The organism is Roseovarius sp. JB2-10 (assembly GCF_055693585.1).
Window position 1 is genome coordinate 2,376,094 of the sequence record NZ_CM146337.1, and the last position, 13,204, is coordinate 2,389,297.

14 protein-coding genes are annotated in these 13,204 nt (G+C 55.1%); all 14 read left to right on the forward strand.

The window, feature by feature from the left end; translation table 11 throughout:
- Positions 1-56: 56 nt before the first annotated feature.
- The 14 genes from ppk2 (at position 57) to ACZ1HJ_RS12010 (ending at position 13,078) form a co-directional block, all read left to right on the forward strand.
- The gene (ppk2, locus tag ACZ1HJ_RS11945) at positions 57-887 is read left to right on the forward strand and encodes a polyphosphate kinase 2 (protein WP_472718887.1); all 831 of its coding nucleotides are present in this window, start codon (positions 57-59) and stop codon (positions 885-887) included.
- A gap of 42 nt (positions 888-929) precedes the next feature.
- Positions 930-1,772 (forward strand): ADP-ribosylglycohydrolase family protein, encoded by an 843-nt coding sequence (locus tag ACZ1HJ_RS11950; RefSeq protein ID WP_472718888.1) that lies wholly within the window; start codon positions 930-932, stop codon positions 1,770-1,772.
- A gap of 19 nt (positions 1,773-1,791) precedes the next feature.
- Positions 1,792-2,178, forward strand: a complete 387-nt coding sequence (locus tag ACZ1HJ_RS11955) for a carboxymuconolactone decarboxylase family protein (RefSeq protein ID WP_472718889.1) — start codon at positions 1,792-1,794, stop codon at positions 2,176-2,178.
- Positions 2,179-2,218: 40 nt separating this feature from the next.
- Positions 2,219-3,052, forward strand: a complete 834-nt coding sequence (locus ACZ1HJ_RS11960; protein WP_472718890.1) for a 3-oxoadipate:acetyl-CoA acetyltransferase — start codon at positions 2,219-2,221, stop codon at positions 3,050-3,052.
- A 383-nt stretch (positions 3,053-3,435) separates the two neighbouring features.
- Entirely contained in the window at positions 3,436-4,548 is a 1,113-nt protein-coding gene (locus tag ACZ1HJ_RS11965; protein ID WP_472718891.1) for a porin, read from the forward strand.
- A 92-nt stretch (positions 4,549-4,640) separates the two neighbouring features.
- Positions 4,641-5,471 carry a sulfotransferase domain-containing protein gene (locus ACZ1HJ_RS11970; protein ID WP_472718892.1) on the forward strand — a complete coding sequence of 277 codons (831 nt, stop codon included), beginning with the start codon at positions 4,641-4,643 and terminating at the stop codon, positions 5,469-5,471.
- Between the two features lie 52 nt (positions 5,472-5,523).
- Positions 5,524-6,336, forward strand: a complete 813-nt coding sequence (locus ACZ1HJ_RS11975; RefSeq protein WP_472718893.1) for a sulfotransferase domain-containing protein — start codon at positions 5,524-5,526, stop codon at positions 6,334-6,336.
- A 92-nt stretch (positions 6,337-6,428) separates the two neighbouring features.
- Positions 6,429-6,935, forward strand: coding sequence for a hypothetical protein (locus ACZ1HJ_RS11980; protein WP_472718894.1), 507 nt, complete (start codon positions 6,429-6,431; stop codon positions 6,933-6,935).
- A gap of 559 nt (positions 6,936-7,494) precedes the next feature.
- Entirely contained in the window at positions 7,495-7,752 is a 258-nt protein-coding gene (locus ACZ1HJ_RS11985; RefSeq protein WP_472718895.1) for a spike base protein, RCAP_Rcc01079 family, read from the forward strand.
- On the forward strand, positions 7,749-8,192 hold the full coding sequence (locus ACZ1HJ_RS11990; protein ID WP_472718896.1) for a hypothetical protein: 444 nt from the start codon (positions 7,749-7,751) through the stop codon (positions 8,190-8,192). The genes ACZ1HJ_RS11985 and ACZ1HJ_RS11990 overlap by 4 nt, the downstream gene beginning before the upstream one ends.
- A 10-nt stretch (positions 8,193-8,202) precedes the next feature.
- Positions 8,203-9,294 (forward strand): hypothetical protein, encoded by a 1,092-nt coding sequence (locus ACZ1HJ_RS11995; RefSeq protein WP_472718897.1) that lies wholly within the window; start codon positions 8,203-8,205, stop codon positions 9,292-9,294.
- The gene (locus ACZ1HJ_RS12000) at positions 9,294-10,067 is read left to right on the forward strand and encodes a hypothetical protein (RefSeq protein WP_472718898.1); all 774 of its coding nucleotides are present in this window, start codon (positions 9,294-9,296) and stop codon (positions 10,065-10,067) included. The genes ACZ1HJ_RS11995 and ACZ1HJ_RS12000 overlap by 1 nt, the downstream gene beginning before the upstream one ends.
- 9 nt (positions 10,068-10,076) lie before the next feature.
- On the forward strand, positions 10,077-12,701 hold the full coding sequence (locus ACZ1HJ_RS12005; RefSeq protein ID WP_472718899.1) for a G8 domain-containing protein: 2,625 nt from the start codon (positions 10,077-10,079) through the stop codon (positions 12,699-12,701).
- 23 nt (positions 12,702-12,724) lie between these two features.
- The gene (locus ACZ1HJ_RS12010; RefSeq protein ID WP_472718900.1) at positions 12,725-13,078 is read left to right on the forward strand and encodes a hypothetical protein; all 354 of its coding nucleotides are present in this window, start codon (positions 12,725-12,727) and stop codon (positions 13,076-13,078) included.
- Positions 13,079-13,204 lie beyond the last annotated feature (126 nt).

Sequence of the window (13,204 nt, forward strand, 5' to 3'; positions counted from 1 at the left end):
GTGTTCAATTCTTGGATCAATCGCCAAAGAGCGATGTTTCAGGGAGATTTTAAGTCATGACAGATGCATTTGCGGAAGACACGGAAAATAAATGCGCCAAGATTTCGAATAAGGATTACGAGGCCGCGATGGCCGATATGCAGGTTGAGCTGGTCAAGCTGCAGGAATGGGTCAAGCAAGAAGGGTTGCGTGTTGCGTTGATCTTCGAGGGGCGTGATGCAGCCGGAAAAGGCGGTACAATCAAGCGCTTAACGCAGTCATTGAGCCCCCGGGTTGCGCGGGTTGTGGCGTTGCCAGCGCCTACGGAGCGCGAAAAGACGCAATGGTATTTTCAGCGTTACGTCACCCATTTGCCCGCGGCGGGTGAGATCGTGATTTTTGACCGGTCGTGGTACAACCGCGCCGGCGTTGAGCGGGTAATGGGCTTTTGCAGTGACGACGAGTACGAAGAATTCTTCACGTCGGTGTGCGAATTGGAACGCATGCTGGTGCGCTCGGGGATCAACTTGATCAAATACTGGTTCTCCGTGAGCGATATCGAGCAGGAAAAACGGTTCCAATCGCGCCTAACGGATCCGCTGAAACGTTGGAAACTGTCACCAATGGACCTCGAAAGCCGCAAAAAGTGGGTCGATTACTCCAAGGCCAAAGATGAGATGATGGCGCGCTCGGACATTCCCGAGGCGCGGTGGCATGTGGTGAACGCAGATATCAAGAAACACGCCCGGTTAAATTGCATCTCGCATTTCCTGGATCAAATCCCGTATGAGGACACAACACCTGAAGATATCGTTTTTGACGAAAGACCGCAGCATCCGGAATATGAACGTCCGGCGTTCTCGACGCAAAATATCATCCCGGAGCCATTCACGCCCGATGCCAAATAGGTTTCTACGATCAACATGTTGGTGAAAGGCTAAACGCAGCAAATGCAAAAACCATTCACCGAAGATCAGGCGCGCGGAATGCTGATTGGCCTGGCCGTTGGCGATGCTTTGGGCACGACGGTTGAAACATTGCCACGCGGCAGTTTTGATCCCATCACGGATATGGTCGGTGGTGGGCCGTTTGACCTTCAACCGGGTCAATGGACCGACGACACATCGATGGCGATGTGCCTTGCCCAGATGTTGCGCTCGGCCAATGGATGGGATGCCGAGGACGCGATGAAACGGTTCATCAATTGGCGCAATCATGGCTATCTGTCCTCGACCCGCGTGTGTTTCGGGATGGGTCAGCAGATAGCCAAGGCACTGACGGTCTTCGAGCAGACGGGCAACCCGTATGCGGGGGCGGTGGAGGCCGAAACTTCCGGCAGTGATGGTATCGCGCGGCTGGCACCTGTTGTGCTGGGCTATGGCGCGGTGGCCAATTCGGCGATGGCGGTGGCACAGCTGCAAAGCCGCCTGTCACATGGCAGCCCCTTGTGCCAGCGCGCGGCAGCCAACATGGCGCAATTCATGATCACCGGTGATTTGGAACTTTTGCCAAAGCCGGACGCGCCGCCCGAAGAAACAACGGGTTATGTGGTGCATACGCTACACGCGGCCTATTGGGCGATGACCCAAGGAGGCACGTTCCGCGATGTTGTGTTGGCGGCGGTCAATCTGGGCGGTGATGCCGCAACCGTTGGCGCGGTCACGGGGCAACTGGCGGGCCGCGTTTACGGCCACGCGAATATCCCGGAGGAATGGCGTGCCATTCTGTATGATCATGACAAGATACAAACCGCGGCGGACGATCTACGCGCGCAGCGACCTATAGATGTGTAATTTTGGAGAGGCTGAACACATGAGTACATTCGACGAAGATCTGTTCCTAAAGGGTCTTGAACAGCGCAAGGGCACGTTGGGTGCCGAATATGTTGAGAAAAACCTGGCGGCTGCGGATGACTTCACCCGGCCTTTTCAGGAAGCTATGACAGCATGGTGCTGGGGCTTTGGATGGGGCGACGAGGTAATTCCGGCCAAAACGCGGTCGATGATGAACCTGTCGATGCTTGGTGCATTGGGAAAGATGCATGAATGGGAAATTCATTGCCGGGGTGCGATAAACAATGGCGTAACCGAAGATGAAATTCGCGCCATCATTCATGTTGTTGGAATTTACTGTGGTGTGCCGCAGGCATTGGAGTGCTTCCGGGCCGCCAAAAAGGTCCTGGCAGAAAGCAAAGCGTGAGGCGGTCATATTTGTTCGATCCCTTCTGAAAGGTTAACCCATGAGCCAACCCTGCATTATTTGTGTCGCCATCACGGGATCGGTGCCGACCCAGGCTGATAACCCGGCCGTGCCTGTCACGATAGATGAGCAGATCGAAAGCACGCATGCAGCCTTTGAACTGGGGGCGGCCATTGCGCATTGTCATGTCCGTGATGATGCGGGGCTGCCCTGTTCGGATCCTGACCGATTTAAGCGGTTGGGCGAGGGCATCCGCAAGCACTGCCCGGGCATGATCGTACAGTTTTCCACCGGGGGCCGGTCCGGGGCAGGGGCGGAGCGGGGTGGAATGTTGGCCTTGCGACCGGATATGGCGTCTTTGTCCGTGGGCTCGAACAACTTTCCAACACGCGTCTATGAAAACCCTCCGGAACTGGTGTCGTGGTTGTCAGCAGAAATGCAGACCTATGAAGTAACCCCCGAAATTGAAGCTTTCGACCTTAGTCACATTCTGCATGCCATTCGGATGCATCAGGACGGTCTGCTCTACGGCCGTCTTTATGTGCAGTTTGTCATGGGCGTCAAAAATGCGATGCCCGCGGATCGGGAGGTCTTTGATTTCTACGTACGGTTGATGCAGGAGCGTGCGCCCGAGGCTCAATGGTGTGCGGCGGGGATAGGCCCGAACCAGATTGCGGTGAATGAATGGGCCATTGCCGCCGGTGGACATACGCGCACCGGGTTGGAGGACAACATCCGTATAGACCGGAACACGTTGGCTCCGTCCAATGCCGCACTGGTCGCGCGCTGCGTTGCACTTTGTGAAAAGTATGAACGCCCTATTGCGTCACCCGCTGAGGCCCGCGCGTTGCTGGGGTTGCGCGCAGCGGCGTGAGGGTGGGGCGATCCACCCCTTAAAGCGGCTGATCAGGTAGAATCGATTCTATCCGGGTTGCGCGGATAGTGGCGAAACCGCAACGGCCAAACCAATGCTCCACACGAAACCAAACAGTGACATGAGCGCCACGTTATCGCAGCCAAAGCCCTGTTTTTTCAGGCAAGCCCAGTAAAATAAGGCGAAACTGTGGTGTTGGTTGGAGCCGCCTCAAACAGCCGCTTCAACAGTGTGTGATTTAAACGTCACAACAAATACAACAACGTTTCCGCACTTGGCGCATTCGTTGACACTTGGGGGGTGTTTGCCTCATTCCATCATTCAAGTCGTGCCCGCGTTGGGGGCGGCGGAACTTAAACTCTTGCTTATGAGGAGGGATACCCTTGAAAAAGCAACTTCTCTGCACCAGCGCGATCGCACTTGGCGTTGCCGCTGCTGCTCCGGCTTCGGCCGCTGAATGGAATCTGGACTGGGGCGGTTTCTACAACGCCGGCGTCGCATATGCTGACGTAGGTGGCTCCCTGGCACTGGGTAGTGACTTCGACGGTGTCGACGTTCACAACACCGGTGAGATCTTCTTCACACCATCGATCACTCTGGACAACGGCCTGACATTCGGTGTCAACGTTCAGCTGGAAGCATCGCAAAACGGTGACCAGATCGACGAAAGCTTCATCACCATCTCCGGTGATCAGCTGGGTACAATCACCATTGGTGACGAAAACTCAGAAGGCTACCGTCACATGATCGGCGCACCTGCCGTGACATCCATGTGGATCAACTCACCTTCGATCTCTTCGTTCATTCCGTTCTCGGCCGCTCTTGGCGCGCTGGGTGGCTTCCGTACAGCGATCATCTCGTCGTACACAGAAGTTGGCGGCAACAACGACGCAGCTCGTATTTCGTACCGCACACCAAGCTTCAACGGTTTCACCGTTGGTGTTTCGTATGCACGTGACGGCAACCAAGACGCCAACTTCGCAGCTAACACAGCTGCAGGTACAGGCGCTCTGCATGACATCTTCGACATCGGCATGGGCTACTCCGGTACCCTCGGTGGCGCAGACATCAGCTTCGGCGCACGCTGGGGTACAGGTGACGTTGCTTCAACAGGTGTTGCACCTGCTCCGGTTACACCCGGTGGCACAGCTGAAACATGGGGCATTGGCCTGAATGTTGGCTTCGGTGGCTTCACAGTTGGTGGTTCGTACACAGAAAACGACAACCCAGGTACAGCTACAGACACATCCGGTTGGAGCCTCGGCGCCAGCTACGATGCACCTGGCCCATGGTCGTTCGCTCTGTCGACATACCAAGGTGAATCTGATGCACCTCTGAACCAAACATCGTATGAAGCCTACAAACTCGGCGCAAGCCGTGACTTGGGCCCAGGCGTTGATTGGGACATCTACGCGATCCAGCTCGACGCTGAAAACGCTGTAGGCGGTGACATCGATGGTCTGGCCATCGGTACACAGATCAACCTGAGCTTCTAAGCTTTAAAATTAGCGGCAGGGGATTTTAATTCCCCTGCTGTTTCTTTAATAAGGGGCGTGAATTTCACGCCCCTTATGCATGAGCAGACCCCATGAAAAAAAGTATCGTCTGGCTGGCCTCCTATCCCAAGTCGGGCAATACATGGGCGCGCATTTTTCTCGCAAATTACATGATGAATCAGACCGAGCCGGTACCGATCAATCAGGTGCACCGTTTCGGTATTGGCGACACAATCGAGAAAACTTACCGCATGGTTGGCGGGGCATCTGCGGATTTGACGTCAATTGAGGTGACTCTGGCTCTGCGTCCCAAGGTTTTGCGTGGCATTGTTGCCAATAATGCGGATGTGAACCTGGTCAAAACCCACAATATACGCTCTCAGGCCTTTGGTCATGATCTGATCCCCGCCCAACTGACGCGCTCTGCGGTTTACATCATGCGAAATCCGCTGGATGTGGTGATTTCCTATGCGCGTCACTTTGGAAAAACGCTTGAAGAAACCGCGGAAGCCATCGGTCGGAGCGATAATGCATCCCCGGGTGGGGCGGGTGTTGTGCATCAGTTCCTCGGATCGTGGAGCGAACACGTCCAAAGCTGGACATCCAAGGCCCCATATCCGCAGATAACCTTGCGATATGAGGATATGATGGATGATCCTCACAATACATTTGCCAAAATGGTCGAGCATTTTGGCGTGCCGCTCGAAAAAGAGCGTCTGGACCGGGCAATTCGTTTTTCGAGCTTCGATGAAGTGTCAAAGCAGGAAGAAAAAGGCGGTTTTGTCGAAGCGTCAGATAAGACGGACAAGTTTTTTGCCAAAGGCACGTCGGGGCAGTGGCGTGACGAGTTGGCACCAAAGCTGATCAAACGGGTCAAAAAAGAGCATCGTAAAGTCATGCAAAAATACGGCTATCTGGAATGAGTAATCTCAACCGCATCATCTGGATCTCGTCCTTTCCCAAGTCGGGCAATACATGGATGCGCAGTTTTCTGGCGCACTACATGATGCCGCCGGGACAAGCACCGGATATCAACAATTTGCGAAAATTCACCACCGGCGATGTGCGTCAGGATTTTTCGACGCAGCAGCGGGTGGAAAATTCCAAGCCGATACGATCGAAGACTGGCTGAAGGTGCGCCCCAAGGCATTGCGCCTGATTGCCGGATCAAAAACCGGGCATCACTTTGTCAAAACCCACTGTCAGGCCGTCAATTATCTGGGTCAGGATCTGATCCCGGCTGAAGTCACAGCAGCGGCGATCTATATCATCCGCAATCCGTTCGATCTTGCGGCCTCTTTCGCGCGACACCTTTCGGTAGATATCGATACAGCAATTGACCGGATGGCGGATCCGGATTCGATCATGGCCACGCATCAAGGCATCTATGAAGCCCTGGGTCGGTGGGATCGGCATGTCTATACTTGGACAAATGCACCAGGCTTACCACGATATGTTGTGCGCTATGAAGATTTGCTGGCCAAACCAGCAAAGAATTTCAGTGAGCTTCTCTCGAAATTCCTCAAGCTTAAAGTTGATAAACCCAAGCTTGCCCGAGCGGTCAAAGCGACCAGTTTTAAAGCTATGCAAAAGCAGGAAAATGAGCTGGGGTTCTTTGAAAAGCCAGATGGCATGAAGAGCTTTTTTGCCAAAGGTCAGGCAGGCGCATGGCGCGGAGACCTGACCCCTGAGCAAGTTGGCCGTATTCGTGAGGAATTTGGGCAAGCGCTGGAAAAATGGTATCCGGAGATGCTGGAAGACACAGCCAGTTTTGCAGCCAGTGCCTAGGTGTTGACGATAACGTCATCGTCTGTGCCTTGCTTTCAGGGCATCCAGACGCATTTTGAGACAGACCGCACACGTTCCTGGAGGACAAATTGATGAAACGATCATTCGCGGCGATGGTTTCCGTTTTGGCCGTCGCTTCTTGCACCACCTATATTGGCGACACGTTCAGCGCTGTCTTGTCCGAAGATCCCGCTGTCTCGGGAGGGCGGTATACGTCCGGTGGCGGATTGAGCCTTGCGGCGGACATCCGGGAAAAGGATGGTTACACGCTGGTTTGCGGTGTCTGGGCACAAAGCAAACAGCAGTCGATTTTGACCAAGGGAGCGGCGCGCGACGTGATAGCCGCGGGCAGTGTGTTCCTTGGAAAAGAACGTGTGGCGCAAGGATTGAATTTCTTCGCAGAGGTTGCCCCGACCGGCTCTTATGGCGGAAATCCTGCAACGTGTCGGTTAAGCGAACGCGCCTGGCAGAAGGACGATGAAAAACGCGCTCTGAATTTCCGAATTCCCCGTCAACAGGTCTATCGTGACAGCGATGGCGTCGACGGTGGGATCACGGTGATGTTCCTGCAAACGGGGCCAAGCGCCGAAGCAAAGTAACGCATCGGCGCGCTTTTCGGCTAAGGAATTCCCTGTTGGTAGGGGTTTCCGTTGTCGTGCGCGGAGAGACAATTCTTGACCGTGTAGAATGCAGACCTGTGTGCGAAGTCATTTCTTGCGGTTGCCGGAATATGCGTTAAAATTTTGAAATATATAGTATAATTTCGAAGTAATGTAAGTTCTTGCGGTCTTCGCTGACCGTGATCTCACCACTTAATCCCACCACGCCCGAGCACCGTGCCGTGTGGTTACCAATTCTTCACCGAACCCACCAAGTTTAGAACGTGAGATTTGCAACCAAAGCGGGTGGGTTTGGCGCGATAGGTGAAAAGACGTCTTCCTCGTGAGAGACGCGCTTTCCAAAACGACAGCTGAGGCAGTGGGCGGTTCACCGTCCTTGGACTGCTGACGGGTCTTTCCCCCCAAAGCCGGTTCCCGTTATGGGCGCAGGCCGAAAAACGACCGGATGCGAACACCAAAGAATACGCGTGCCCGTACCTGTGACCACCAGGTTCCGGGTGCCGCTTTGAATTTTAAGAACAATGGAAAGGAAGACCAAATGGCCGACAATTTTGCAGGGTTTGCAGCAAGTTTAACCTCACCGGGCGAATTGCACTATGTGATCACGCCTTCTGATTCCAGTGATCTTGATCCGCGTCCGCGGGCGCTGAAATGCCTGACATCGGGCAATGTCGCTGTTCGGGATATCGGCGGAACGGACGTTACTTATCCGGTCGAGGCGGGCGAGATTCTGGAATTTCGCGCGGTCCGCGTTTTGGCGACAGGCACAACCGCAACTGTGGTGGCCTGGGAATGATCGGTCTCTTTGTCGCGCCACGAAGGCGCAGCCGCCAAGGCGGTCAAAGCGGCCCGCCCGATACGACGGCTCCTGTTCTGAGCGCGCTGGTCATTGATCAGGGTGTCCCCAGCCTGACGGTGACGAGTGACGAATTCGGCGTCCTGCATTGGTTGATAGATGGTTCAGCCACCCACGCGAGTGTGGACGACTTGATTGCGGCAAAGCCGGCAGGCGAGGCGTCAAGCATTCAGGCCGTGACCCCGGGAGTGAATGTGGTCCCGTTGGACGTAGAAAGTGCATCGGCTGGAAGTTGGCGGGTGCATGTGGGTGTCCGGGATGGCGCGGGCAACGCATCGAATATTTTGAGCGGAGATCTCGCAATTTCATCCGGAGATTTAGCATTGGATGGCGATCCCCTGGAGTGGAACGGCGATCAACTGATCTTTAACGCGGCATGAGGAGTTAGACATGGCGACAGAATTCAATACAGGTAGCGACGCCTCACTGAATGAAGCGGTCAAAAGCCGCTATGAGGCAAACGCGAACACCAATGCGTTTTCGGATGCGGAAAAGAGCAAGCTTGCGGGTATTCCTGCAGGTGCAGAGGCCAACGCAGTCGACAGTGTCAATGGCGCAACCGGCGCTGTCACACTCAACGCAGACGACATAGACGACAGCACCAGCACGCGCAAATTTGCGACCGCGGCACAACTGGCCAAGATCGACGGTGTAGAAACCGGAGCGACGGCTGACCAATCGGGCGCTGAGATCGTCTCGGCAATTGATACCGAACTGGGTGGTGTTTCCTGGCAAAGTGGCGGCAGCGGCGGCGGTGGGCCGATAACCTCAGTCTCGGACGTTGCTCAGGACCGCATTCTAGGCCGTACTTCGGCTGGAAGCGGCAACAGTGAAGAGCTGACGGCGGCAGATGTCCGTGCGTTTTTGAATATCTCGGCCGGAGATGTGCCAATTGCCGACAATGGTGATTTCACATCTGCCACAACAACCGAAAGCGCCTTGCAGGAAATCTATAGTGTTCTGGATGCCCACGGGGACATCGTTACCCAAGATATCGCGAGTTTCGTCCGCAAATCCGAGCGCGAAGTTGTTGTTTATGATGCGGTTGGCGACGTCAACGCAGCCCGACCGACGCAGGCAAGCGACAAGACAGTCATCTGGTTCAACCATGGCGCAAGTTTGCCGGCCAATATGGGCGCGTTTGATATTGCGATCGGACAGGGCTTCGGTGTTGCTAACGTCAATACGCAAACGGGTACTGCCTACACCTTGGTATTGGGCGATGCGGGCTTTAATCTTGATATCGACAGCAGTGCGGCAGCAACAGTGACGATACCGGCAAATGCCTCGGTTCTGTTTCCTGTTGGCACCGTCATTTCCATTACACAGCTTGGAGCAGGTGGTACCAGCATTGCAGGAGATGTTGGTGTAACGCTGAACGGAACCAGTGCTGGCACCGTGACCATCAACACGCAATTCTCGGGATGTGTGATCCGTAAGACAGCTGCGGATGCATGGGTCGCGCAGGGGGATATCTCCTGATGGTTACCTCTGCCAACCAACTTATCGCAACGGGCATCGCGCAGTCTCGTGCGGGCGGGGCACCTTCGTTTATCGAGACCGGGGTCACCTTGTCCGGCGCGGAGTATCTGGCTGCGCCTACCAGCCTGCCAGACAGCCAGTTCGTGCTTGGGTTCTCTTCTTGGACCCTTGCCGCGTCTGGCAAGCAATTGCTGCACAGCTACCAATCTGGCAACGGGGCCAATGCGTTTCGCGCGGACTGGGGCGGAGCGGCACCCAATACTCAATCGGCCATGCGGTTTCCCATCAATGGGGCCACGGATTTTCTGTCGAACATCGGCGATCCCTATGCGCCCGGTAGCCGCTTGCATTGTCTCTACAGCGCGGAAATCGCCAGCGATACTGCGGTTATCAAAGTCGCAATATCAGCAAACGGTGCGGCTTGGGAAACAGCGATTGATTTCACCTCAAATGCGGGTGCTTTGTCCATCAACTATGCCACCGCAGGGACAGGTTTTTCGATGTTCGCGGCAGTTGGCGGCAATCGTCCAATGTCTGGTACCGTCTATCGCCAAGCCATTTGGGCCGGGACGACCTTTGCCGGTTTTCCAAATGTTTTAGACCCGTCGGTGCAAGCTCAATTTGCCAGCAACGGCTCAGTCATTGACCCGGCAGTTAGTCACGGTCTCTACGGCCTGCCGCTCTATGAACCGCTCGATACGGCAGCGGGCATGAACGCCGGGACAAATATCGGTACGGAATCAGATTTCACCAGCTTCGGAACATTCGTCTAGGGGGCCCCCATGCGGTCAGCACAGAACGAGCAATTCAATGGTACTAACGGCACAGGCATGGTTGCCATGTCAATCGTGGCTAACAGCCAAAATGAAACCCCGATGGGTGATCCGGCGACGTTCTCCGCCGCCGCACAAGCCTTGCAAGAGGACTACGATGATGCGGCTTACTTCGACACCCGGTTACGCGCGGATGTAAACAGTATCAAGTCGCATTGCAGCCGGTCCTTTGCGGATGTGGTTGCTGTTGCAAATGGTAATTGGTCCAGCGACAGCACCTGGTACAACGTGAACAGCGGTGCCCAAGTCAAGCCAGTTTCGGGCGATAAAGTATTGGTTCCAATCGGTATTTCAGTACTTTACGATCAAAACGATAATACTGAATACGATTGGGTGCGCGTCGACGGCACGTTCGAGTTTGACACCGCCGCAGACCGGAAGATCGTGTTGGACACGTTCTTCATTGATCACACCGGTCAGTTCAAAATCGCGACCGAGGCGGCACCATTGCCTGCGTCCAACACGATTGTCATTGAATATGCCGATAATGGTGATTTGGACGTCACGCATGATCCGGTGAAGATGCAACGTGGCTTCGTGTGTTTCGGTCGATCGTTCATTTATGGCGCACCCAAAGCCGCGTTCTTGCGCACTGCGACCGGACTTGCACAGGGTGCCACTTCGGTCACGTTGTCAGGCCCCGCGACAGGGTGGCGCGTCGGCGATGAAATCCTGATCACGGGCACGCGGTACCGCGGGTTTATTGGCGGCACGTGGACGCCTGGAGAAGACGAAACGCGCCTGATTACAGCGATCGACACCACCAATCCATCGGCGCCGGTTGTGACATGGTCCGGAGGGCTGACCTATCCGCATCCATCCTCACATCTCAACCCGGCGTTGACCGGGCACGTGGCCAACCTGACCCGCAATATCAAGACATACACAGCCGGCAATCCGCTGAACAAACACCGTGCGCATCAGCTATTCAAAAACAAGGATGCGAATGCCGTTTTCTACGTCGAAGCCCGAAAAATGGGGCGCACCGACATGGATGACAACAATGGTCAAATCCCGGTTGGCCTGCGTACCATTATGGAAAATGGCGGTATCGTCCCGGGCACCAGCGGCCCAATCAACGCGGACACAAACCATTCGGGGCGCTACACGTGGCACTTTCACCGCAATGGCCCGGATGACCCCACGCTCGATCCCACGATTTTCAAGGGACTGGTCGGCGTGGACTGCCCTGGTTGGATGTTTGTTCATCATGACAGTCACGGCTTTATGCGTGAATGTATCGCGTATGATTTCCAAGCCGTTGGTTTTGCCGGTGAGGGTGGCGGTAGTTTTGGCGCACTTGAAGACTGTTTGGCGTGCCATCAGCGTGAACCCAAAAAGCAATACTCCAACGCGAATACTAAGGATGGCGGCAATAAGATCGGTGATCTGGGCCATGGCTTTTGGACCAACAGCCGACCGCTGAACCTCAAGAGGTGCGTTGCATGTGGCGTGCAAAACGGCATGTCATGGACGTCGCGGGTGAGTTTTTCGACCAATGTCTATCCGGGCATTACCGAGGAAATCCGGGCGTTTTACGGTCTTGCAAGTTTGCCGGACACAGAAGTGATCAAGGCGTTCGCGGTGATCGAAGGGTTTGAGGACAACGAGAGCTATGCGTGCTGGATGGGCGGGTCTGTGGCCAAAAAGCAGGGCAACCAACACCACAATTTGCGATCGGTTCTGGACGGATTTACCGCGTGGGAAGTCAATATCGGCTTTCACCTGCAATACACGGCTGAGTATAGCCTGTTGCGTTTCCGCGCCTATGCGTTTGATCAGGCCAATCGAGGCGGTCAGGGGGATGAAGGTATTGCTATCTTCCGGCTGACATCGATGATCACGCTGGTCGAGCCCTATGCCGAAGGCTTTAAGCGAGGTGTGAGCTTTAGCAAGGCTTCGGGCTATAATTTTGACAGCAACTGGCAGAATGAGGTTGTCGCGCCCACTTGGGTCAACTGCACGGATGACTACTATATCACCGGCAATGCCGATGAACCTTCGGAGCCAATAACCGTTCCCTTCAGTCGCCAAAACAATGGTGTAATCGACGTGCGGGAGATGCCGCTCAGCGCCCTCGGGCCGGGCGGTGCAGGTAACATCGTGGCCGGGTACCCAGAGGATGAGTGCTACTGGAACGGCTATGGCAACAACTTCACGATTGCCGAGACGTTCACCCTGACGGACAGCCTTGGCCTGCGGACGCGCTATGCGGGACGCCCAAGTGCTGAGCGAGGCATCGGAGACCGGGTTGAGACGCAAGCCGAGGCGCTAACAGCCGGTAAAATCGGATCGGCCTGGGGCCATCTGACCATCATTGACCAGCAACAGATGGACCTGATGATCCGGCAAGAAGGGGTCTACACATCCAATGCGGGCGACAAGGTTCTGCTGATCCCGGATGTTGCGCAAGACCGCGGCGATGGCTCCACCACCTATTTCTACACGCCCTGTGCGCTACGCATGCCGACCTCGCAATATAACACCATTGCCCCGACTGAATTGGGCAATCTCGATACGTTGATGCCTGAATTCGCAGGCTTCAACCCGGCCGGTACGCCCGGCCTGACTTAATGGAAATCTGCGGAGTATCCCCCATGCATTCTGAACATATGTTCTCGAACGGTGCTGCCATCATCTTCATGATCGCCACCGCCATTGCCATCGTTTTTCACTATTACAACCAGATGAAGCCGGGGTGGCTTCTGGCCTTCGAGAAGGAGGAACTGGTGATGATGTTCCGTCAAATGGAGCGTAACATGCTTTATGATTGCGGCGTCATGATCTTCATGTCGTTCCACGCGCTCGGCCTGTTGCACGGACCCGTGGCGCAATGGGCGGGTTGGTTGATTGTGGCAACCCGTATCTACATCGCGTTCCGGGCGTGGCGCCGGGCCTCCAAAATCTACCACTTCAAATGGGAAGAAGTGAAAGAAGAATTGGGCGTTTGACCATGTCGATTTGACTGCACTTATACAGCTATGACGACAGGGGTCCGTTTTGCGGGCCCCTTTTTTTGATCCGAAATGTTTGCTCCGTGGAATCCGTCTGGCTGTGGACCTGCGATTGGTTCTGCT